This is a genomic window from Luteimonas sp. FCS-9, assembly GCF_001014645.1.
In the GTDB taxonomy this organism is placed as follows: domain Bacteria; phylum Pseudomonadota; class Gammaproteobacteria; order Xanthomonadales; family Xanthomonadaceae; genus Luteimonas.
Window position 1 is genome coordinate 40,297 of record NZ_LASZ01000012.1, and the last position, 21,477, is coordinate 61,773.

Sequence of the window (21,477 nt, forward strand, 5' to 3'; positions counted from 1 at the left end):
GCGGATGGAAGCGGCATTCTAATCCGTCCCCGTGCCGCGCATCGGCCCGCCCCGCAGCGATGCCGGGCCAGCATGAACGTAGGCGCGCGCTCGCGCGCGAGAAGGGTTCACAGGGAACGCGCCATCGCGCGCAAGCGCGCGCCTACGAAGGATCCGCTGCCTGCAGCCGTCCGTCGCGCAGCCACAGATGCCGGTCCGCCAGGCCCGGCGGCACCGCGCCGTGGGTGATCAGCAGCAGGCTGCGGCCGTCGAGCAGGTCGGGCAGTTCGCGCAGCAGCGCGTCGGCGGTGTCGTGGTCCAGGCCCTCGGTCGGCTCGTCGAGCACTACCAGGGCGGCGTCGCGCAGCAGCGCCCGGGCCAGCGCCAGCCGCCGCGCCTGACCGCCGGACATCGTGACGCCGGCCTCGCCCACCCAGGCGTCGAGCCCGCCCAGCGCCCGTGCCCAGTCGGCCAGCCGCACCCGCCCGAGCATCGCCCACAGTTGCGCGTCGTCGGCCTGCGGCGCGCCGAAGACCAGGTTGTCGCGCACGCTGCCGGCGAACACCGGCGCGTTCTGCGGCAGCCAGGCAACCCGCGCGAACCAGTCGCGCTGGCGCACCGTGCGCAGGTCGACGTCGCCGAACGACACCGTGCCCGCATCGGGCTCGGCGCTGCGCAGCAGCAGCGCGGCCAGCGTGGACTTGCCGCCGCCGCTGTCGCCGCCGATCGCGACGCGCTCGCCCGGTGCGATCGCCAGCGCCAGGCCGCGCAGCACCGGCCGCGCCTGCCCCGGCCAGGCGAACGTGACGTCGTCGAAGCGCAACGCGCCGGTCATCGGCAGCGCGACCGGCACCGCGGGATCGACGACCGTCGGCTCGGTGCCGGCCACCGCGTCGAGTCGCGCGATCGACGCGCGCGCGGCCAGCAGCGCCTGCCACGCCAGCCCGGCCCCGGCCCAGGCCTCGAACAGGCCGATCGCGAGGAAGAACAGTGCCGCCGCGTGCGCGGCGGGCAGCGCGCCGTCCAGCGCCGAGGCGGCGACGAGCCACAGCGTGCCGACCAGGCCCGCGCCGGTCGCCAGCCCATGCCACAGACCGCCGTCGGCGAGCTGGCGCCAGCGCACGCGCTCGGCATCGCCCAGCGCCCGCGCGTCGCCGTCGACGCGGGCCAGCCAGGCCGCCTGCGCGCCCAGCGCCGCCAGGTCGGCGTGGCCTTCGTAGAGTTCGTGCAGGCGGGCGCGCAGTTCGGCGCGCAGCCGCGCGCGCTCGGTCTCGGCCGCCGCCCGGCCGCGTGCGACCAGCCACGGCACGCCGACACCGGTCGCCAGCGCGACCAGCGCCAGCCACGCCGCGGTCGGCGGGTGCAGCCAGGCGGCCGCGCCCAAGCCGAGCACGCCGACCGCAAGCAGCGCGAACAGCGGGCCGGTCGCGCGCAACAGCAGGCCGTCGACCGCGTCGATGTCGCCCAGCAGCCGCGCCAGCAGGTCGCCGGTGCGCAGACGACCCAGCTGGCCGGGCGTGAGCCGCAGCGCACGCGCGAAGAACCAGCTGCGCAGGTCGCGGGCGATGCGCAGCATCGCGTCATGGCCGGCGAGCTTCTCGAGATAGCGCGAGGCGATGCGCGCGAAGGTCAGTGCGCGGATGCCGGCCGACGGCGTGAAGAAGTTGAAGCTGCCCAGCGTGCCGAAGGTCAGCGCGGTCGCGGCGATGAAGCCGCCCGACAGCCCCAGCAGCGCGACGCCGGACACCAGCGTCAGCGCCAGCAGGCCGATCGCCGCGGCAACGCGCCCGCGGTGCAGGCGCAGCAGGTCCCGGGTGCCGGCGATGTCGCGATCCGGTGCCCGTCTCATCGCGCGGCCTCCGCGGAGGCATCGACCGGCCCCGGCAGTTGCCAGACCGCGTCGGCCCAGGCCATGACCGCCGGGCTGTGCGTGGCGACGACCACGGTGCAGCCGCGCAGCGACGCGTCGAGCGCGGCCAGCAGGTCAGTCTCGGTCGCCGGATCGAGAAAAGCCGTGGGCTCGTCGAGCAGCAGCAACTGCGGCCGCAGCAGCAGCGCGCGCGCCAGCGCGACGCGACGCGCCTGCCCGCCCGACAACCCGAAGCCACGCTCGCCGATCTGCGTGTGCAGGCCCTCGGGCAGGTGCGCGGCGAAGCGCGAGACCTGGGCGATGTCCGCCGCCGCGCGCACCGCCGCGTCGTCGGCCCGCGGCGCCCCGATGCGCAGGTTGTCGAGCAGGCTGCCCTGGAACAGCCACGGCCGCTGCCCGGCCAGTGCGATGCGCGTGCCGGCGGGCACGACGATGCGTCCGTGCTCGGGCGGCAGCCAGCCGGCGAGCGCGTCGAGCAGCGTGCTCTTGCCGCCGCCGCTGGGCGCGACGATCGCCAGCCGCTGCCCGGCGGGAATGTCGCGCGAGGCCCCGGCCAGCGCCGGCGCCGCGGCGTCGGGATGGCGCAGCGCGACCGATTCGATGCGCACCGCCGGCGCACCGGTCGCCATCGGCGCCATCTCCGGGACCGCCGCTTCGTCGAGCGCCGGGCGCGCGTCGTCGAACGCGGTCTCGACCTCGGCGACCGCCGCCAGCGCGTTCGCGCGGTCGTGGTAGTGCCCGGCCAGCCGGCGCATCGGGCCGTGGAACTCGGGCGCCAGCAGCAGGCAGAACAGGCCGGTCGCCAGCGTCGGTGCCGGGTCGCGCAGCGCGATCAGTCCCAGGTAGCTGAAACCGAAGTACAGCGCCACCAGCGCGACGCTGACCGAGGCGAAGAACTCGAGCACCGTCGAGGACAGGAACGCGATGCGCAGCACGCGCATGCTGCGCACGCGGATCGTCTCGGTCGCCTCGCCGACCTGCGCCAGCTCGGCCTCGCCGCGGCCGTAGACGCGGATCAGGTCGAGCCCGCGCAGCCGGTCGGTGAAGTGCGCGCCGGCCCGCGCGAGCGCCGACAGCTGGTCGCGCCCGGCGGCCTCGGCGCGCATGCCGATCAGCGCCATGAAGAACGGCGCCAGCGGCGCGGCGGCCAGCAGCAGCAGGCCGACGATCCAGTCCGCGGCGAACACCGCCGCCAGCAGCACCGGCGGCACCAGCATCACCTCGGCACGCGCGACCAGGTAGCCGCCGAAGTACGGCGCCGCCGCGTCGACGTGCCCAGTCGACAGCGCGACCAGCTCGCCGCTGCGCCGCCGGCGCATCCACACCGGGCCGCGCGCGATCGCCGCGCGTGCCAGCCCCACGCGCATGCGCGCCAGCGTGTCCTCGACCGCATCGGCGGAAGCACGTTGCCCGACCCAGCCCAGCAGCGTGCGCGCCAACAACGTGACCGCCAGCAGCGCGAGCGGCGCACGCAGCGCATCGAGCCCGCGCCCGTCGATCAGCGCCGCGTCCAGCCCCCAGGCGATCGCCGCGGCCTGCGGCACCAGCAGCCAGCCGGCGAGCACCTGGCAGGCCTGGGCGACACGGTGGCGCGCGCGGCTCGGCAGCAACTGCGCATCGAGCCATTGCAGGCGAAGTCGACGGGGACCGGAACGGTCCTTCCCTTGCGGCGGCGAGGTCATGGAATCGGAGAAATCCAGCGGCGGATGACGACGCACCATTGTCGGCATCGCGTCGTGCCCGCTATTATCGCAGCCCGCCGCGCCGACGACGCGACCGCCATCCACCCGATGCCGATCGCCCGCCGTCCGATACGCCCCCCTTGCCCTCCTGGCGGGTGCATCGGTAGAATGCGCGGCTCACCTGTCGGGGTGTAGCTCAGTCTGGTAGAGCGCTACGTTCGGGACGTAGAGGTCGCAGGTTCGAATCCTGTCTCCCCGACCAATCTGGTGATCCGAAACCGGCCCTCGCGCCGGTTTTCGTCTATTACGGCCGTGCCCGGTTCGCGGCATGCGATGCCGCCCCGCCATGACGTCCACTCCCCACGCCGCCCGTCCACCGATCGCCCTGCGCACGGTGCGCCTGGTGGTGCTGCTGGGCATCGCGCTGTCGGCCTTCAACCTGCGTACCGCGGTGACCTCGCTCACCCCGCTGCTCGACCTGTTGGGCGTGCAGTTCGGCTTCGGATCGACCACCGCCGGCGTGCTCGGCATGGTGCCGACGGCCGCGTTCGCATTGTTCGGCGTGACCACGCCGATGCTCGCGCGCCGCATCGGCATCGAGCGCACTGCCCTGCTGGCGATGCTGCTCGCCACCGCCGGCCTGGCCCTGCGCTCGTGCGCCGGCGGCGTGGGCCTGCTGATGGCCGGCTCGATCGTCGCGCTGGCCGGCATGGGTATCGGCAACGTCGTGCTGCCGCCGCTGGTCAAGCGCTACTTCCCCGACCGGGTCGGCGCGGTCTCCACGCTCTACATCACCGTGCTGCAGCTGGGCACGATGCTGCCTGCGCTGCTCGCCGTGCCGCTGGCCGAGGCCGCGGGCTGGCGGGTCGCGCTCGGCGCGTGGACGCTGACCGCGCTGGCCGCGGCGCTGCCGTGGATCGGACTGCTGGCGATGGCACGCCGGCGCGGCAGCGGCGTCCGCGTCGATGGCCCATCCACCGCGATCGCCGACGCACCGCCGGGCGGCGTGCGCGGCCGCGCCTGGCGATCGCCGGTCGCCTGGGGCATGGCGATGATGTTCGGCACCACATCGCTGATCACCTACGCGATGTTCACCTGGCTGCCGACGCTGCTCAGCGAGGCCGGCGCATCCCCCGCGTTCGGCGGCACGATGGTCGCGCTGTTCTCCGCACTCGGCCTGGTCGGCGCGCTGGGCATGCCCGCGCTCGCGGTGCGCGTGCGCAACCCGTTCGCGATCGTGCTGCTGTGCGCCTGCTGCCACGTCGCTGCGTTCTCCGGCCTGCTGCTCGCGCCGATGGCCGCGCCGGTGCTGTGGGTCGTGCTGCTGGGCCTGGGCCCGTCGACGTTCCCGCTGGCGCTGACGCTGATCAACCTGCGCACGCGCACCCCCGCCGGCTCGGCCGCGCTGTCGGGCTTCATGCAGGGCGTGGGCTATACGCTCAGCTGCATCGGCCCGCTGCTGTTCGGCGTATTGCACGGCGCGACCGGTGGCTGGCGGTGGCCGTTCGCGATGCTCTACGGCTTCGTCGCCGTGCTGCTGGTCGGCGGCTGGCTGGCCTGCAAGCCGCGCGCGCTCGAGGACAGCTGGTAAGCAGCGTCCTGCGCCGGCCGTGGTCGGCGCCCGGGTCCCGGCGATATCCTCGGTCTCCCTGTCGTTCGAGGAGGACCGGATGTCCGGTGCCCCGCTGCCGAGCCATGTCGCCGGCCCCACCGATGCGCCACTGCTCGACGAGACCGTCGGCGCCATGCTGGCGCGCATCGCCGCCCGGCATCCCGACCGCGAAGCGCTGGTCGTGCCGCCGCAGGCGGTGCGGCTGACCTACCGCGAACTCGATGCCGCGGTCACGCGGCTCGCCGCGGGCCTGCTCACGCTGGGGCTCGAGCCGGGCGATCGCATCGGCATCTGGTCGCTCAACCGCGCCGAATGGGTGCTGATGCAGTTCGCCACGGCGCGCGCGGGCCTGGTGCTGGTCAACATCAACCCGGCGTACCGCACGCACGAACTCGAATACGCATTGACCCGCGTCGGCTGCCGCGCGCTGGTGCTCGCCCGTGCATTCAAGTCCTCCGACTACGTCGGGCTGTTGCGCGAACTGGCGCCCGAGCTCGACGGCGCGACGCCCGGCGCGCTGCATGCGGCCCGGCTGCCCGAGCTGCGCCAGATCCTGCTGCTGGGCGACGGCGACGATGTCCCCGGCACGCTGCGCTTCGATGCGGTCGCGCGTTGCGACGATGCGAGCGCACACGCGCGGCTGGCCGCGCTGCAGCACCGGCTCGCACCGGACGACGCGATCAACATTCAGTTCACGTCCGGCACCACCGGCGCGCCGAAGGGCGCGACGCTGAGCCACCGCAACATCGTCAACAACGGCTGGTTCGTCGGCGAGGCGATGCGCCTGACCGAGGCCGACCGGCTGTGCATCCCGGTGCCCTTCTACCACTGCTTCGGCATGGTGCTGGGCAACCTCGCCTGCGTGACCCACGGCGCCTGCATGGTCGTGCCGGGCGAAGGCTTCGATCCGCTGGTCACGCTGCGCACCGTCGAGCGCGAACGCTGCACCGGCCTGCATGGCGTGCCGACGATGTTCATCGCCGAACTCGACCATCCGCGCTTCGGCGAGTTCGACCTGTCGACGCTGCGCACCGGGATCATGGCCGGTTCGCCGTGCCCGGTCGAGGTCATGAAGAAGGTCGTCGAGCGCATGCACATGCACGAGGTCACGATCGCCTACGGCATGACCGAGACCAGCCCGGTGAGCTTCCAGACCACGCCCGACGACCCGCTCGACCGGCGTGTCGACTCCGTCGGCCGGGTGCACCCGCACGTCGAGGTGCGCATCGTCGACAAGGACGGCGTCATCGTGCCGCGCGGCGAGACCGGCGAACTGCAGACCCGCGGCTACTCGGTGATGCGCGGCTACTGGGGCGAGCCGGCGCGCACCGACGACGTGCTCGACGCCGAGGGCTGGATGCACACCGGCGACCTGGCCACGCTCGACGCCGACGGCTACTGCCGGATCGTCGGCCGGCTCAAGGACATGCTCATCCGCGGCGGCGAGAACATCTACCCGCGCGAGATCGAGGAGTTCCTGCACACCCACCCCGCGGTCGCCGACGTGCAGGTGTTCGGCGTGCCCGACGACCGGTTCGGCGAGGAGGTCTGCGCCTGGATCCGCCTGGCCGATGGCGCCACGTGCATCGCCGACGACATCCGCGCGTTCTGCCGCGGCCGCATCGCCCATTACAAGATCCCGCGCTACGTCGAATTCGTCGACGGTTTCCCGATGACGATCACCGGGAAGGTGCAGAAGTATCTGATGCGTGAGATGGCGGCGGCAGGTGACCGCGCGCGGACGGAAGTCGCCGGCAGTCGCAAGCCCGCCTGAACCGGGTGTCGTGGCGCCGGCGGCCGCACCGACACCGGCTTAACATCGCCGCGGGCAGCCTTTCGCACGTCGAGACATGCGCAGGGGTGGTGCATTTCGACATTTCTTTGGCTAGGAGTGCCGAAACACCGTGTCCAATCGCCCCTTGACCCGGCGCCGCGCGCGCCGCCCGTTCGTGCGTCTCGCGGCCACTTTTGTGACCGCCGTCACCTTTCCGGCCGCCGCCGATGGGTCGCTCGACGATGCCATCGCCCTGCGCGACCAGTCGCAGTTCGCCCAGGCCCTGGCGCTGATCCAGGGCCGGCTCGATGCCGCGCCCGGAGACCGCGAGGCGCTGCGCCTGCAGGTGCTCACGCTCGCCGACCTCGGCGCCAGCGCGCTGGCCGCCGACGTGCTCGCCCGCCATGACGGCCTGCTGCCCGATCACGAGCGCGAGCGCATCGAGGGCGATGCCCTCGCCCGGCGAATCGGCTGGAGCCGGGTCGAGCCCGAACGCCCCGATGCGCGGCTGGACGCGATGCGCGACACGCTAGCGACGATCGAGGCATTGCAGCGCAGCGCACCGCGCCGTACGAACTGGGAAGCGACGCGGCTGCGCGTGGACACGCTGTCGGCGCTGAGCCACCTGCAGCAGCACCAGGCGGTCGTCGACGGCTACCGGGCGCTGCGCGACGCGGACATCGAGGTCCCGGCCTACATCCTGCCCACGGTCGGCGACGCGCTGCTCGCGCTGCGCCGCCCCGGCGAGGCAGCGACCGTGCTCGAGACGGCGGTCGGACACGCGCCCGACGACGTCAATGCCCGCATCCTGCTGGGCTACGCGTACCTGGAGAGCGAGCGCTTCGATCGCGCGCTGCCGGTGTTCGAGGCGGTCGCGGCGTCGCAGGACGCCTGGCCGCGACGGGCCGGCGCGCCGTTCGGCTACGAGAACTGGGATCGGTTCGAGGCGGACGTCAATCTCGCGCTCGCGTACTCCCATGCCGGCGACCAGGCGCGCGCCGAGGCGATGCTGCGCTCGCTGGTCGCCATCGGTCCGCACAATGCAAGGCTGCAGGCCGCCTACGGCGCGGTGCAGTCGCGCCGCCTGCGGCCATCGGCGGCACTGGAGCGCTACGAGATGGCGCGCACGCTCGAACCGCAGGCGCGCGATGCGCTGGCAGGACGCGTGGGCGCGCTGCTGGCGCTCGACCGCGCCGATGCCGCCAGCGAGGCGCTGACCACCCTGCGCACCGCGCATCCGGAGGATCCGCGTCTCGAGCGCGATGCCCGCGCCGTGGCGCTCCACCGCGGCATACAGGCGACGCTGACGGCGTCCCGCGGGCGCAGCCGGACGCGCGATGCCGGCACGTCGGCCTCGCCGCTCGGCAGTCGCGACGGCGGCTGGGCGCTCGACCTGCGCTCGCCGCTGATCGACGACCGCTGGCGGCTGGGCGTCGTCGCGCAGGAACGCCATGCGGATTTCGATACCGGGCGCACGCGCCTGCGCCAGCACGGGGTCGGCGCGTGGTATCGCCACGACCGGCTCGGCGCGTCGCTGTGGGTCGGCCGGCTCGATGTCGACGGCGGTCCGCGGCAGGACCGCGTGGCCTGGGACGCGGCTGTCGACTGGCGCTTCAACGACGCCTGGCGTGCCGGGATCGGCATCGCGCGCAACACGATCGACGCCTCGCTGCAGGCACGCCGGTTGGGCATCGCCGCAGACAGCGTGACGCTGGAGGCCGCGTACGCACCCGACGAGCGCGTCTCGCTCGATCTGCACGCCACCCGGCTGCGCTACGACGACGGCAACCGGCGCGACCGCATCGGCTTCGATGCGAGCCGGCAGCTGCTCGGCCGTCCGCATCTGCGCATCGACGGCCTGCTGTCGGCCGACGCCAGCCGCGGCTCGCGCGGCGCGGAGGTCGGCTACTTCAACCCGGCACGCGACGCCTCCGCAAGCCTGGGCCTGCGCCTGGACCACATCGCCTGGCGCCGCTACGAGACCGCATTCCGACAACGCCTGGAACTGGCCGCCGGTCCGTACTGGCAGCGCGAGGCCGGCACCGCCTGGGTGCCGACGCTGGGCTATCGCCACCTGTGGCAGCGCGACGGCCGCGCGATCGAGTACGGGCTGGCGTGGTCGCGCCCGGTCTATGACGGCCAGCGCGAGCAGCGCGTCGCCTTCGACCTGGGCCTGCACTGGGGAGGCGCACGATGACACGCATGCTGCTGGCCGCGCTGCTGCTGCTCGCGACGTTCGCCCTGCCCGCACGGGCTTCACTGCTGGTGCTCAGCTACCACGACATCCGCGACGACGTCGCCGCCAAGGGCGATCCCGACGCGTACGCGGTGTCGACCGCCAACTTCGCCCAGCACCTGGACTGGCTGCGCGCCAACGGCTATCGCGCAGTCAGCGTGCAGGCGGTGCTGGACGCGCGCGCCGGCGGGCCGCCGCTGCCGGACAAGGCCGTGCTGCTGACGTTCGACGACGGCCTGCGCAGCGTCTACACGCACGCCTTCCCGCTGCTGCGCGCCTACGGCTGGCCGGCCCTGGTCGCCCCGGTCACCGGCTGGCTGGACCTGCCCGAGGGCGCCGTGGTGCCTTACGGCCCGCGCGATTTCGGCCGCGACGACTTCCTGACCTGGGCGCAGCTGCGCGAGATGCGCGACAGCGGGCTGGTCGAGATCGGCTCGCACAGCCACGACCTGCACCGGGGCGTGCCGGGCAATCCGTTCGGCAACCAGACCCCTGCCGCGGTGACGCGGATCTGGTCGCAGGCCGGCGGCTACGAGTCCGAGAACGCGTGGCGGGCGCGAATCGAGCGCGATCTGCGCACCAGCCGCGACCTGATCGTACGCCACACCGGGCACGCGCCGCGCGTGATCGTGTGGCCGTACGCCGCGTACAACGGCGTCGCCAACGACATCGCGGGCCGCCTCGGCATGACGCTGTCGTTCGACCTGGAAGGCCGGGCGCGCCAGGCCGACCTCGGCCAGCAGGGCGAGACCCGCGTCGAGGGCGCGTCGCTGGCGAGCCTGGCGCGACTGCTGATGCACCGCAATCCCGACGTGCGCGACCTCGCCGGGGAGCTGCGCCGCGACCTGTCGCTCGACGGCGTGCGCGCGGTCCAGGTCGACCTGGACTACGTCTACGACGACGACGCCGCGCAGATGGCGCGCAACGTGGACGCACTGGTGCAACGGATCCACGACATCGGCCCCAGCCATGTGTTCCTGCAGGCGTTCGCCGACCCCGACGGCGACGGCGCCGCCGAGGCGGTGTACTTCCCCAGCCGCCACCTGCCGATGCGCGCCGACCTGTTCAACCGCGTCGCCTGGCAGTTGCGCACGCGCGCCGGCGTGCGGGTGTTCGCATGGATGCCGGTACTGGGCTTCGAACTCCCCGATGCCGCGCTGCAGGCGCAGCTGCGGATCGCCGCGAGCGACCCGGCCGAGATCCCGCGGCTGGACCCGGGCGATCCGCGCACGCGCGCGATCGTGTCCGACCTCTACGCCGAGCTCGCGATCGCCGCGCATTTCGACGGCCTGCTGTTCCACGACGATGCCTATCTGCGCGACGACGAGATCCCGGGCTACGGCGGCGGTGTGCCGGCGGCGCGCACGCAGGCACTGGTCGATTTCACCCTCGCGCTCAAGGCCGCGGCCGAGCGCTGGCGCCCCAAGCTCACGACCGCGCGCAACCTGTTCGCGCGGCCGGTGCTCGAGCCGGCGGCCGAGGCCTGGTTCGCGCAGCGCCTCGAACCGTTCCTGGCGGCCTACGACTACACGGCGCTGATGGCGATGCCGCAACTCGAGGGTGTCGAGGCCGGCCGCGCCGACGCCTGGCTGCGCGGGCTTGCCGACGCGGTCCGCACGACGCCGGGCGGCGTCGAGGGCACCCTGTTCGAGCTGCAGACCGTCGACTGGCGCGCACCCGCGCCGCTGCCCGGCACCACGCTGCGCGCGCAGGCGCGCCTGCTCTCGGCCGCGGGCATCCGGCACCTGGGTTACTACCCCGACGATTTCGTCGGCGACCGGCCGCCGCTCGAGGACGCGCGCGAGGCGATGTCGGCGCGGCAATTTCCGTACATGGAGCGTTGAGCATGGATCTGGCCGCATTGCCGTGGACGCGCTGGCTGTTCAATTTCGCGTTCTTCTACCCGATCGTCATGTCCGTGCTGTGGATGACCGGCGGGCTGTACTACTACCTGCGCCGCGAACGCAAGGGTCCCAGGCCCGACGCGCCGCCGCCGCTGCGCCGCGCACCGTTCGTCTCGATCCTGGTGCCGTGCCACAACGAGGAAGCGCACATCGTCGCCACGATCACCGCGCTGTCGGCCCAGGCGTATCCCGACTACGAGATCGTCGCCATCGACGACGGCAGCGGCGACCGGACCTGCGAGCTGCTCGACGCGCTGGTGGCCGACCACCCGCGGCTGCGCGTGGTGCATCTGGCGCAGAACCAGGGCAAGGCCAATGCGCTGCGCATCGGTACGCTGGCCGCACGGTCGGACCTGCTGGTCTGCATCGATGCCGATGCGACGCTCGATCCGCACGCGGTGCGCTGGATGGTCGGGCACCTGATCGACGGCCCGCGCGTGGGCGCGGTGACCGGCAACCCGCGGATACGCAACCGCACGACGCTGATGGGCCGCATGCAGATCGGCGAGTTCTCGGCGATCATCGGCCTGATCAAGCGCGCGCAGCGGACCTATGGCCGGTTGTTCACCGTGTCGGGCGTGATCTGCGCGTTCCGCCGCACCGCGCTGCACGACGTCGGCTACTGGTCCGACCGCATGGTCACCGAGGACATCGACATCTCCTGGCGGCTGCAGCTCGCCGGCTGGGACATCCGCTACGAGCCCAACGCGCTGTGCTGGATCCTGATGCCCGAGACGCTGCGCGGCCTGTGGTCGCAGCGGCTGCGCTGGGCCTGCGGCGGCGTCGAGGTCCTGCTCAGCCACGGCCGCAGCGTGCTGGGCTGGAAGAAGCGGCGCATGTGGGGCGTGCTGGCCGAGTACCTGCTGAGCCTGGTCTGGGCCTACGTCATGCTGGCGATCATCGTGCTGTGGGCGCTCGGTCACTTCGTGCCGCTGCCGCCCGCGCTGCACGTGGAGACCATCCTGCCGCGCTGGCACGGCATGGTGCTGGCGTTCGTGTGCATGCTCCAGTTCGCCACCAGCCTGATGATCGAGCGCCGCTACGAGGCGCGGATGGCGCGCCATTTCTACTGGGTGATCTGGTACCCGATCGCGTTCTGGATGCTCGGCATGCTGACGGCGGTCGTGGCCTTCCCGCGCACCCTGCTGCGACGCGGCGCCCGGCGCGCCCAGTGGACCAGTCCCGACCGTGGAGCGACCGCATGAGGCCACCGATCATCGACCACAGCCGGCACCGGCCGCCGACACGCCGGGCCGCATCCGGCGCCCTGACCGCCGCCGCGTGGATGGTCTACGCCTGGCTGTGGGCCCCGCTAGTCACCGCGGTCGCCTGGTTCGTCGGGCTGCGCAGCGCCTACCTGCGCCTGTACGTGGCCGAGAACGCACTCGACCCGTTCCTGCTGCTGTCGCTGCCGGTCATCGCGCTGGTGTGCAGCGTGTCGCTGATCGGCTGGGCCGAATACAACCGCGCGCGTTTCGCCGACGCCGACCGCCGCCACCGGCGCGTGGACATCGGCCACGACCAGGTCCGGATCGCGCTGGGCGCGAGCGATGCACTGGCCGCGAAACTGCAGAGCGGGCGGATCGTCCAGGTCGCGCTCGACGACGACGCCCGTCCCGTGGCCATCCGGCGCGGCAGCTGAGCCGGCGCCGGTGGGCCGGCGACGTGGCGGCGCTACGGGTGCCGCACCTGTCCCGCGCCCTGCACGACGAAGCGCTCGACCGTCAGCGCCTCCAGGCCCATCGGCCCGTAGGCGTGCAGGCGCGTGGTCGAGATCCCGATCTCCGCGCCCAGCCCCAGCCCGCCGCCGTCGCTGAAGCGCGACGAGGCGTTGACCATCACCACCGCCGCGCGCAATGCGGCGACGAAGCGGGCCGCACTGGCATCGTCGCGCGTGGCGATGACCTCGGTGTGGTCGGAGCCGAAGCGCTGGATGTGCGCGATCGCCGCGTCGAGCGAATCGACCACGCGCGCGGCGATGACCAGGTCGAGGAACTCGGCCGCATAGTCGTCCTCGCCGGCCGCGGCGACGTCGCCGACCAGCGCGCGGATGCGCGCATCGCCGCGCACCTCGACGCCCGCCGCGCGCAGCACCTGCACCGCGTGCGGCACGAACGCCGCGGCGATGTCGGCGTGCACCAGCAGCGTCTCCAGCGCATTGCAGGCACTGGGCCGGCTGGTCTTGCCGTCGATCAGCAACCGCAGCGCGGCATCGGGGTCGGCGCTGGCGTCGACGAACAGGTGGCACACGCCCTTGTAGTGCTTGATCACCGGGACGCGCGCATGCTCGGCCACGAAGCGGATCAGCCCCTCGCCGCCGCGCGGGATCGCCAGGTCCACCAGGTCCGACAGCTGCAGCAGGTCGAGCATCGTCTCGCGGCGCAGGTCGGCGACCAGCGTCAGCACGTCGGGACCGATGCCCTGCGCGGCGATCGCCTCGCGCAGCGCGGCCGCGATCGCGGTATTGCTGTGGATCGCCTCGCTGCCGCCGCGCAGGATCACGCCGTTGCCGGCCTTGATGCACAGTGCCGCGGCGTCGGCGGTCACGTTCGGCCGCGCCTCGTAGATCATTGCGATCACGCCCAGCGGCACGCGTACCTTGCGCACGCGCAGGCCGTTGGGGCGCACGTCGTCCCGGGTCACCTGCCCGACCGGATCGGGCAGCGCGGCGACCTCGCGCACCGCCGCCGAAATGCCGTCGAGCCGCGCCGCGTCGAGCCGCAGGCGATCGAGCAGCGCGCCGCCGGTGCCGCGCACCTGGGCGGCGGCGACGTCCCGGGCGTTGGCCGCGAGGATCGCGTCGGCGTGCGCATCGAGCGCGTCGGCCATCGCGCGCAGCAGCGCGTCGCGCTCGTCCGTGCCCAGCCCAGCGAGCGTGCGTGCGGCCTCGCGGCACGCCAGCGCCTGGTCCCGGATCGTCTGCATGCCGGCTCCTGTGCCGAGGAAACAGGGCGTCAACCCTAGCACCGCGGCGGCGCGCATGGGACCTGCGCCTTCGCCTACTCCAGCGTCGGCAAGGCGATCCGCGTCGGTTGCGCGGGCAGATACAGCAGCTCGAGCGTCCGCGCGGTCTCCACGCGCGCCAACCGCAGCGGCGCGATCGCACGTTCGGCGACCACCGTGTGGGTGACGCCGGCGCGATCGACGAAGCGCAGGCGCAGGGCGATCACCGGTGCGTCGTTGATCACCGTGCCGGTGTGCTCGGCCGACAGCACCTCGGCCACCACCGGCACGCCGCCGTAGCGCAGCTCGGCCGGCACGGCCAGCGCATGGCGCCGCAGCGTCCGTGCGACGAACGCCAGCACCGCCACCAGCAGCAGCACCGCGATCGCCAGCCCGAACTCGGCCTGACCATGACCGAACATCTCCGACCATTCGCCACCGGCCTGGTAATGGCGCAGCCGCAGGCGCCAGGCACACAGCGCAGCGATGCCCAGCGGCAGCAGCGGCAAGGCCCAGGCCCAGAGGGCCGGGCGCGAACGCGCGCCCTCGATCACCAGGGGCGGCGCGCGACGCGGATCCGGCGCCAGCCGCACCGCCAGGCGCCCGCCGGGCACGAACCGGCGCAACTGCGGCCGGGTGTCGACCAGGGTCACTACATCCTGGATCCGATGCCCGCCCAGGTTGTCGAACGCCAAGGTCACCGTGGTCGCCGGGCCCGGCCCTGCGGTCGCCGCAAGCACTTCGGCCTCGCGACGGACGCCGGCGGTGGCGATCCGGCGTACGCGCCACCACTGCCGCAGCGGCCAGACCGCGGCCCACGCCGCTGCCAGCGTCGCCAGTGCCATCGCCACGAGCACCAGGATCAGCTCGATCATCGGGTCGCCTCCGGCGCCAGCGGCTGCGTCTCGCGTGTCCGCGCCAGGTAGCGCCAGCCGGTGCCGCGGCCCGGGTCCACCCGCAGCAGCACATCCGAGCGCGCGCCGTCGCTGCGCCCGGCGGCCAGCAGGGCGCCGTCGCGTGCGCGCCAGATCGCGTCGAGCCGGTCCACGCCCAATGCCAGCGTCCAGCGCACGTCGCCGTCCTCGCCGACCGCACTGAGCAGCTGCGGCGCATCGCGCGCCGCATCGGCGGCGTGCAGCACCAGGCGATCGCGCGCATCACCGACCGTCCACAGCGCATCATCGGCCGTCAGCCAGGCGCGCTGCAGCAAGGGACGCATCGCGTTGATGTACGCATTGCGCGCACCGCGCGCCTGCCCCGCACGCGCATCGGCCTGCTGCCGTTGCTCGCGGTAGGCCGCCATCGCGCGCATGTAGTCCGCCTGCTCGGCGTGGAACCGCCGCAGCGCCGCCGGCAGCTGCGCACGGTAACGTGCCCGTGCCTGCCGATAGGCGGCCTCGCTGGGGAAATCGGACGGCTCGCGCCCGAAATGCGGCATGCGCGGCGATTCCGGCTCCGGCACGTCGTCCTCGGGCCCGACCTGCGAGAGCGCCGTCTCGACGTCCAACGGCGGCTGCGCCGGGTCGCGCAGGAACACGCCGCGGATGAACACCGCCTCGCCCACCGGCGCGAAGCCGTTGGCATCGGGTGAGCGCCAGTGGAGCCGCCCACGCAGCAGCTGGCGGCGTGCGTCGAGCACGTCGTCGCCGCTGCGCTCGCGCCCGGCGGCCAGCGCCTGCGCCTCCGCCGGCGCCGCCAGCAGCGTCCAGATGCCCTCGGCGTCGACCGCGGCCGAAGCCGATGCCAACGTGGGCGCGGCCATCGCCGGGTCGGCAGCGTCGAACAGCGTCGCCGGGTCGATGTCGTCCGCCGCCGTCGGCGCCAGCGTGTCGCCGTCGATGCGCCAGGCGCGGCCCTGCGCGTCGACGATCGCCAGCCGCCCGGCCTGCGTGTCGTAGCGCGCGCGTTGCACCGGCGTGGCCAGTGGGCCGTCGGGCTTCTGGCGATGGCCATCGGCCCGGTCGAAGGCATAGACCGCATTGCGCCATGCGAACAGGTAGCGCTGCGATGCGCCGAGCAGCGCGCCGCGGCCCCAGTCTCGGCCCTGCGCATCCTCGGCGTTCAGGCGTCGGCTCCACAGCAGCCGGCCGTGGCGCATGTCGACGACCTGCGCGTACTGGCGCGAGCGGCTGCGCACGATGCCGTTCTCGACCGCGTGCGCGCGGGTGTCCTCGAGCACAAACGCCATCTGCGACGCATCGGCATCGTCGAGCAGCAGCGGGCCGGACTGGATCCGGCTGTCGGCATGGCGCGAGAGCATCCAGGCGATCAGCAGCGGGATACCGGCGACCATCCCAAGCCCCATGCCCACCGCCAGCACGGACTTGCGTAGCTGCGCGAAGGTCATGTCAGCACCAGATCGTCGCGGTGGACGATGTTGCCGCCGTAGCTGTAGCCGAGCACAGACTCGATGTCGCGTGTATGCCGGCGCAGCAGGCGCCGGATGTCGTCGGCCGCGTACTGGCTGACGCCGCGTGCGACCGCGTCCTGGCCATCGCCGTCGCGCAGCACGATCTCGACCAGGTCGCCGCGGCGGAATGCGCCCTCGACCGCGACCACGCCACCGGGCAGCAGCGACGCCCCCTTCTCCACCGGCGCATGGGCAGCGCCGGCATCGACGACCAGCGCGCCCGGCTCGGCCGGTGCGTTGCGCAGCCAGTGCTTGCGCGCCGCCAGCCGGGTGCGCAGCGCGTGGATGCGGGTGCCGGTCAGGCGGTCGCGGGCCAACGCGTCGAGCACCTCGGCGCGGCGGCCGTTGAACAGCACGGTTGCGATGCCGGCCGATGCCGCGCGCTGGGCGGCTTCGAGCTTGGTGCGCATGCCGCCGGTGCCGACACTGCTGCCCGCGCCGCCTGCGACTGCGAGCAGCGAGCCGCTCATCTGCGCGACCACCGGCATCGGCCGTGCGAACGGTTCCACCCGCGGATCGGCGTCGTAAAGGCCGTCGATGTCGGTGGCGATGAACAGCACCTCGGCATCGACCAGCGCGGCGACGATCGCGGCGAGGTTGTCGTTGTCGCCGAGCTTGAGTTCGTCCACCGACACGGTGTCGTTCTCGTTGACGACCGGCAAGGTGCGGTGGCGCAGCAGCGCCTGCAACGTGGCGCGCGCGTTGAGATACCGGCGGCGGTTGCGCAGATCGTCGTGGGTCAGCAGCACCTGCGCGACGGGCCGCTCGAAGAAGCCCTGCCAGAACCCGGTCAGCCGGGCCTGGCCGAGCGCGGCCAGCGCCTGGCGCTCGGCCATCGGCGCGCCCGGCTCGCCGCCGGCCTGCAGGATCGCGCGACCGGCGGCCACCGCCCCCGACGAGACCAGTACGACCTCGCGCCCGGCCGCGTGCGCGGCGCGCACGAAGCCGGCGAGCGCGGCGGCGTACTGCGGCGACAGCCCGCCGCCGTCGGCGGCCAGCAGGCTGCTGCCGACCTTGAGCACCGCGCGCCGCCACGGCGGCAGCGGCTGCTCGGGAAACACAGGGGACGAGGAGACCGACATCGCGCCTGCCTTCAGCGGGTATGCCACTGCCGAACGACCAGATCGCTCGCGCCTTGCAGCGCGAGCGGGTCGGCCGCGACGATGGCCTGGGCGTCCTCGAGCGAGGCGACATTGCGCAGCACGTACGCGCCGCCACTGCCGTCGCCGAAACCGCCCGTCATCTCCAGCAGGCCGCGGTCGCGCAAGTCGTCGAGGAAAGCCTGGTGCGGCGCGACCACCGAGGCCTCGAACTCGGGCCGCCGCATCGCCAGCACCAGGTAGCGCGTGGTCGTGCTCATGCCAACGCCTGCCAGCGCGCACGCAAGGCATCTAGCCGCAGGTCGGCGGCGCCACCCGGCGAGGTCCGCGCCGCCAGGCTGCCCTCGGGCGTGCGGCCCTGGCCGGCGGTGTCGGCGCTCTGCGCGGCGGCCTTGTAGGCCTCGCGGAACGGGACGCCCGCGATCGCGGCCTCGACCGCGACGTCGGTCGCGTACATGCCCGAGTCGACCGCCGCGCGCAGCCGGTCCTCGCGCCATTCCAGGTTCGCCAGCAAGGCCGGCAGCAGTTCCAGTGCGGCCAGCCCGCGGCCGAAGCCGTGGAAGATCGCGCCCTTGGAGCTCTGCAGGTCGCGGTGGTAGCCCGACGGCAGCGACAGCAGCTGCTCGATCTCGGTGCGCGCGGCAGCGACGCTGGCGTGCGTGGCGCGCATCAGCTCGACGACATCGGGATTGCGCTTGTTGGGCATGATCGAACTGCCGGTGGTGTACTGCGCCGGCAGCGCGACGAAACCGTACTCGGCGCTGGTGAACTGCGACAGGTCCCAGGCCAGGCGGCGCAGGTCGAGCGTGGCGCTGCCCAGCGCCTCGAGTGCGGCGAGCTCGAACTTGCCGCGCGAGAGCTGCGCGTAGACCGGCGAGACCTGCAGCCGCGCGAAGCCCAGCGCAGCCGTCGTGTGGTCGCGGTCGAGCGCCAGGTTCACGCCGTAGCCGGCCGCCGTGCCCAGCGGATTGCAGTCGATCAGCGCCAGCGTGTCGGCCGCGCGTACCGCGTCGTCGATGAAGGCCTCCGCCCAGCCCGACCACCACATGCCGCCCGACGACAGCACCGCGCGCTGGATGTGGGTGTAGCCGGGAATCGGCAGGTCGCGCTCGGCCTCGGCCCTGTCCAGCGCGATCTTGGCGATCTCGCGCGACAGCGCGGCCAGCCGGGCGAGCTTCTCCTTGAGCCACAGCCGCGTGGCGACCAGTACCTGGTCGTTGCGGCTGCGGCCGGTGTGGATGCGGCGGCCGGCATCGCCCAGGCGCTCGGTCAGGCGCGCCTCGATCGCCGAATGGCCGTCCTCGAAGCGGTCGTCGAGCACGAATGCACCACTGCGGAAGTCCTCGGCCAGCGTCTCCAGTTCGCGCTCCAGGCCGGCGAGTTCCTCGGCCGACAGGATGCCCACACGCTGCAGGCCCTGCGCGTGCGCGGCGCTGGCGGCGATGTCGTGCAGGAAGAACGCGCGGTCGAGGATCACGTCGTCGCCGGCCAGGAATGCCTGGATCTGCGTGTCGACGGCGACGCCGGGCTTCTGCCAGAGGAGATTGCTCATGTCTGTTTCCAGTTGTGATCTGTAGGAGCGCGCTTGCGCGCGAATGGCGTTAGGGGGAAAGCGTCATCGCGCGCGAGCGCGCTCCTACACAAAGAGGATCAATGCGGGATCGAAGCCAGCTCGTCGAAGCCCAACGCGCGGTTGAGATTCTGCATCGCCTGCGTCGCCGCGCCCTTGAGCAGGTTGTCGAGCGTCGCCACCACGACCACGCGGCCGTTGCCCTGCGCCATCGAAAAGCCGCCGACCTGCGCGCCGTGGCGGCCGGCGATGCGGCTCACCCACGGCGCCTCGTCGACCACCTCGACCAGCGGCTCGCCGGCATAGCGCGCCTCGAACAGCGCCTTGACCGCGTCGCGCGACATCGGCGCGCGCAGCCACAGGTTCACGGTCATCGTGATGCCGCGGAAATGCGGCGCCACGTGCGGCATGAACTCCACCGGCACGCCGAGCCGGGCCGAGACCTCGCGCTCGTGCACATGGCCGGTCAGCGCATAAGGCATCAGGTTGTCGGCCAGCAACGCGACGTCGTTCTTGTCCGACGGCGTGGTGCCCGCACCGGAATAGCCGGACACGCCAAAGCACTGCGGCGGGCCGGCGAGCCGGTCGAGCAGCGGCGCGATCGCCAGCTGCATCGCCGTCGCGTAGCAGCCGGGGTTGCTGATGCGCGTCTGGCCGGCATAGGCGTCGCGGGTCAGCTCCGGCAACCCGTAGTACCAGGCCGGGTCGAAGCGGTAGTCGGCCGACAGGTCGACGATCACGGTATCGGGCCGGGCCGCGTCCAGCGCCTCGACGTACGGCGCCGCCTTGCCATTGGGCAGCGCCAGGATCACCGCATCGGCGCCCTTGGCCGCGATCGCCGCGGCATCGAGGTTCTCGAAGCGCAGTTCGCCCTGCCAGGCGTCGTTGTGGTCGGCCACGCGCTGGCCGTCGAGCTCGCGCGAGGACACGAACGCCAGTTCGAGGCCGGGATGCGCGGCGACGAGGCGGATCAGCTCGCTGCCGGTGTGGCCGCGGGCACCGACGATGCCCAGCGTGCGCCTTGCGGTCGTGTTCGAGGTCGTCATGTGCGTCGTCCTTCAGCCGGCCAGCGTCGCGGCGCGCGTCGCGCAGTGCGCCACGCAGCGCTGGATCTGCTCGAAACCGTCGAGCCCGTACCAGAACACCTTCCACTTCTCCTGCTTGATGCAGCCGTCGGACTCGGCGTAGTAGAAGATGTTGACCGGGTTGTGGTGGCGCGAGCGCCAGAACAGCTGCGGCGTCTCCTCGCGCATCACCTGCCACACCGCCCGCCCCAGGCCCTCGCCCTGGGCGTCATCGAGCACGGCGAACTTGTCGAGGTAGGTGCTGCCCTCGGCCTCGGTCAGTACGACCGCCGCGCGGTAGTTCTCGCTGACGTAGGCGCGCAGCAGCGCCGTGCGCTCGAAGTAGTCGTCGGCCAGCGTGCGCCCGAAGCTCGACTCGATCAGGGTCCGCAGCCGCGGCAGGTCGAGCGCGTCCCACGACGCGGCGCGCAGCACGCGCTCGCCGCGCCGCACCAGCGTGCCCGAGCCCTTGTGCGTGAACAGCTCCTTGGCCAGGTCCGCCGGCCGCGTGATCGACACCGACGAGGCCAGCGGCAGCCCTTCGAGCAGATCCTTGATCTGCTCGATCTTGACCTTCATGCCCCCGTGCAACCACGGCTGCTGGATCAGGTGGTCGTACTCGGTCGACAGGTTGATCGAGTCGATCACCTTGCCCGCCTCGTCGAGCAGCCCGCCGGTACCGGTCAGGAAGATGATCTTGTAGGGCTGCAGCTCGCGCACCAGCTCGTTGGCGGCGAAGTCGGCGTTGACGTTGAGGATCTGGCCCGAGGCGGTCTCGCCCAGGCTCGTGATCACCGGGATCGAGCCGGCCTGCAGGCTGGCCTCGATCGGCGCCAGGTTCACCCGCTCCACCTCGCCCACCAGCCCGTAGGTGTCGCGGTCCAGGTACCGCGCCTCGAACACGCCGCCGGTGATCGACGTCGCGCGCGCGCCGTTCTTCTGCAGCGCCTCGACCAGGCGCAGGTTCGCGGCCTGGAACACCCGGCGCACGACCGCCAGCGCCTCGGGCGTGGTCACGCGCAGCCCGTCGATGGTCGTCTTCTCGATGCCGGCCGCCGACAGTTCGGCGTCGAGCTGCGGGCCGGCGCCGTGCAGCACGATCGGCGTCAGCCCGACCTCCTGCAGGAACGACAGCGACGAGGTCAGGTCGTCGAGCTCGTCGCGCAGCACCGCGCCGCCGACCTTGACCACGGCGAAGCGCTTGGCGTCGAGCTGCGAGAAGCGCTTGAGGTACTGGCTGATCTCCTTCGCGCTCGCCATGCTCGAGAGCAGGCGCACGATGGTCTGGCGGGTCTGTTGGTGTGCGTGCATGGGTCTGTTCTTGGTGAGGCTT

The 21,477-nt window shown here is 72.8% G+C and carries 16 protein-coding genes and 1 tRNA gene; 7 read left to right on the top strand and 10 right to left on the bottom strand.

The features are described 5' to 3' along the window. Positions 1-142: 142 nt before the first annotated feature. Together cydC and cydD are read right to left on the bottom strand one after the other, a co-directional pair. Positions 143-1,828, bottom strand: a complete 1,686-nt coding sequence (gene cydC, locus WQ56_RS11515; RefSeq protein ID WP_047137264.1) for a thiol reductant ABC exporter subunit CydC — start codon at positions 1,826-1,828, stop codon at positions 143-145. Next, positions 1,825-3,459, bottom strand: a complete 1,635-nt coding sequence (gene cydD, locus WQ56_RS11520; RefSeq protein WP_231583405.1) for a thiol reductant ABC exporter subunit CydD — start codon at positions 3,457-3,459, stop codon at positions 1,825-1,827. The genes cydC and cydD overlap by 4 nt, the downstream gene beginning before the upstream one ends. 257 nt (positions 3,460-3,716) lie before the next feature. Between cydD and WQ56_RS11525 the strand changes: the two genes are divergently transcribed. From WQ56_RS11525 to pgaD, 7 genes are all read left to right on the top strand, one after another. Beyond that, positions 3,717-3,793, top strand: a tRNA-Pro gene (locus WQ56_RS11525). Between the two features lie 84 nt (positions 3,794-3,877). After that, positions 3,878-5,122 (top strand): MFS transporter, encoded by a 1,245-nt coding sequence (locus tag WQ56_RS11530; RefSeq protein ID WP_047137265.1) that lies wholly within the window; start codon positions 3,878-3,880, stop codon positions 5,120-5,122. 79 nt (positions 5,123-5,201) lie between these two features. After that, positions 5,202-6,917 carry an AMP-binding protein gene (locus WQ56_RS11535; RefSeq protein WP_047137266.1) on the top strand — a complete coding sequence of 572 codons (1,716 nt, stop codon included), beginning with the start codon at positions 5,202-5,204 and terminating at the stop codon, positions 6,915-6,917. 196 nt (positions 6,918-7,113) lie between these two features. Beyond that, positions 7,114-9,114: a poly-beta-1,6 N-acetyl-D-glucosamine export porin PgaA gene (gene pgaA / locus WQ56_RS11540; RefSeq protein ID WP_047137307.1), complete on the top strand. Its 2,001-nt coding sequence runs from the start codon at positions 7,114-7,116 to the stop codon at positions 9,112-9,114. Continuing rightward, a complete protein-coding gene (gene pgaB, locus WQ56_RS11545) occupies positions 9,111-10,997 on the top strand; it encodes a poly-beta-1,6-N-acetyl-D-glucosamine N-deacetylase PgaB (protein WP_047137267.1) in 1,887 nt (628 codons plus the stop codon). Before pgaA ends, pgaB begins: the two co-directional genes overlap by 4 nt. A gap of 2 nt (positions 10,998-10,999) precedes the next feature. Further along, on the top strand, positions 11,000-12,262 hold the full coding sequence (pgaC, locus tag WQ56_RS11550; protein ID WP_047137268.1) for a poly-beta-1,6-N-acetyl-D-glucosamine synthase: 1,263 nt from the start codon (positions 11,000-11,002) through the stop codon (positions 12,260-12,262). Then, positions 12,259-12,699, top strand: a complete 441-nt coding sequence (gene pgaD, locus WQ56_RS11555) for a poly-beta-1,6-N-acetyl-D-glucosamine biosynthesis protein PgaD (RefSeq protein ID WP_052772983.1) — start codon at positions 12,259-12,261, stop codon at positions 12,697-12,699. Before pgaC ends, pgaD begins: the two co-directional genes overlap by 4 nt. A gap of 32 nt (positions 12,700-12,731) precedes the next feature. Here the strand turns inward: pgaD and WQ56_RS11560 are convergent, their stop codons facing one another. From WQ56_RS11560 to WQ56_RS11600, 8 genes are all read right to left on the bottom strand, one after another. Next, positions 12,732-13,982, bottom strand: a complete 1,251-nt coding sequence (locus WQ56_RS11560) for a glutamate-5-semialdehyde dehydrogenase (RefSeq protein ID WP_047137270.1) — start codon at positions 13,980-13,982, stop codon at positions 12,732-12,734. A gap of 74 nt (positions 13,983-14,056) precedes the next feature. Next, positions 14,057-14,875: a hypothetical protein gene (locus WQ56_RS11565; protein WP_052772984.1), complete on the bottom strand. Its 819-nt coding sequence runs from the start codon at positions 14,873-14,875 to the stop codon at positions 14,057-14,059. Then, the gene (locus WQ56_RS11575; protein WP_047137273.1) at positions 14,872-16,347 is read right to left on the bottom strand and encodes a PA2928 family protein; all 1,476 of its coding nucleotides are present in this window, start codon (positions 16,345-16,347) and stop codon (positions 14,872-14,874) included. Before WQ56_RS11575 ends, WQ56_RS11565 begins: the two co-directional genes overlap by 4 nt. Further along, positions 16,344-17,492 carry a glutamate 5-kinase gene (gene proB / locus WQ56_RS11580; RefSeq protein ID WP_047137308.1) on the bottom strand — a complete coding sequence of 383 codons (1,149 nt, stop codon included), beginning with the start codon at positions 17,490-17,492 and terminating at the stop codon, positions 16,344-16,346. Before proB ends, WQ56_RS11575 begins: the two co-directional genes overlap by 4 nt. An 11-nt stretch (positions 17,493-17,503) precedes the next feature. After that, positions 17,504-17,770, bottom strand: coding sequence for a YciI family protein (locus tag WQ56_RS11585; protein ID WP_047137274.1), 267 nt, complete (start codon positions 17,768-17,770; stop codon positions 17,504-17,506). Next, positions 17,767-19,062 carry an argininosuccinate lyase gene (gene argH, locus WQ56_RS11590; protein WP_047137275.1) on the bottom strand — a complete coding sequence of 432 codons (1,296 nt, stop codon included), beginning with the start codon at positions 19,060-19,062 and terminating at the stop codon, positions 17,767-17,769. Before argH ends, WQ56_RS11585 begins: the two co-directional genes overlap by 4 nt. A gap of 98 nt (positions 19,063-19,160) precedes the next feature. Beyond that, positions 19,161-20,126 (bottom strand): N-acetyl-gamma-glutamyl-phosphate reductase, encoded by a 966-nt coding sequence (argC, locus tag WQ56_RS11595; protein WP_047137276.1) that lies wholly within the window; start codon positions 20,124-20,126, stop codon positions 19,161-19,163. A 12-nt stretch (positions 20,127-20,138) separates the two neighbouring features. After that, on the bottom strand, positions 20,139-21,455 hold the full coding sequence (locus WQ56_RS11600) for an acetylglutamate kinase (RefSeq protein ID WP_047137277.1): 1,317 nt from the start codon (positions 21,453-21,455) through the stop codon (positions 20,139-20,141). Positions 21,456-21,477 lie beyond the last annotated feature (22 nt).

Coding starts and splice junctions, on each gene's coding strand:
- cydC (WP_047137264.1), bottom strand. CDS start 1,828: ATGAGACGGGCACCGGATCGCGACATCGCCGGCACCCGGGACCTGCTG.
- WQ56_RS11530 (WP_047137265.1), top strand. CDS start 3,878: ATGACGTCCACTCCCCACGCCGCCCGTCCACCGATCGCCCTGCGCACG.
- WQ56_RS11535 (WP_047137266.1), top strand. CDS start 5,202: ATGTCCGGTGCCCCGCTGCCGAGCCATGTCGCCGGCCCCACCGATGCG.
- pgaB (WP_047137267.1), top strand. CDS start 9,111: ATGACACGCATGCTGCTGGCCGCGCTGCTGCTGCTCGCGACGTTCGCC.
- pgaC (WP_047137268.1), top strand. CDS start 11,000: ATGGATCTGGCCGCATTGCCGTGGACGCGCTGGCTGTTCAATTTCGCG.
- pgaD (WP_052772983.1), top strand. CDS start 12,259: ATGAGGCCACCGATCATCGACCACAGCCGGCACCGGCCGCCGACACGC.
- WQ56_RS11560 (WP_047137270.1), bottom strand. CDS start 13,982: ATGCAGACGATCCGGGACCAGGCGCTGGCGTGCCGCGAGGCCGCACGC.
- WQ56_RS11565 (WP_052772984.1), bottom strand. CDS start 14,875: ATGATCGAGCTGATCCTGGTGCTCGTGGCGATGGCACTGGCGACGCTG.
- WQ56_RS11575 (WP_047137273.1), bottom strand. CDS start 16,347: ATGACCTTCGCGCAGCTACGCAAGTCCGTGCTGGCGGTGGGCATGGGG.
- proB (WP_047137308.1), bottom strand. CDS start 17,492: ATGTCGGTCTCCTCGTCCCCTGTGTTTCCCGAGCAGCCGCTGCCGCCG.
- WQ56_RS11585 (WP_047137274.1), bottom strand. CDS start 17,770: ATGAGCACGACCACGCGCTACCTGGTGCTGGCGATGCGGCGGCCCGAG.
- argH (WP_047137275.1), bottom strand. CDS start 19,062: ATGAGCAATCTCCTCTGGCAGAAGCCCGGCGTCGCCGTCGACACGCAG.
- argC (WP_047137276.1), bottom strand. CDS start 20,126: ATGACGACCTCGAACACGACCGCAAGGCGCACGCTGGGCATCGTCGGT.
- WQ56_RS11600 (WP_047137277.1), bottom strand. CDS start 21,455: ATGCACGCACACCAACAGACCCGCCAGACCATCGTGCGCCTGCTCTCG.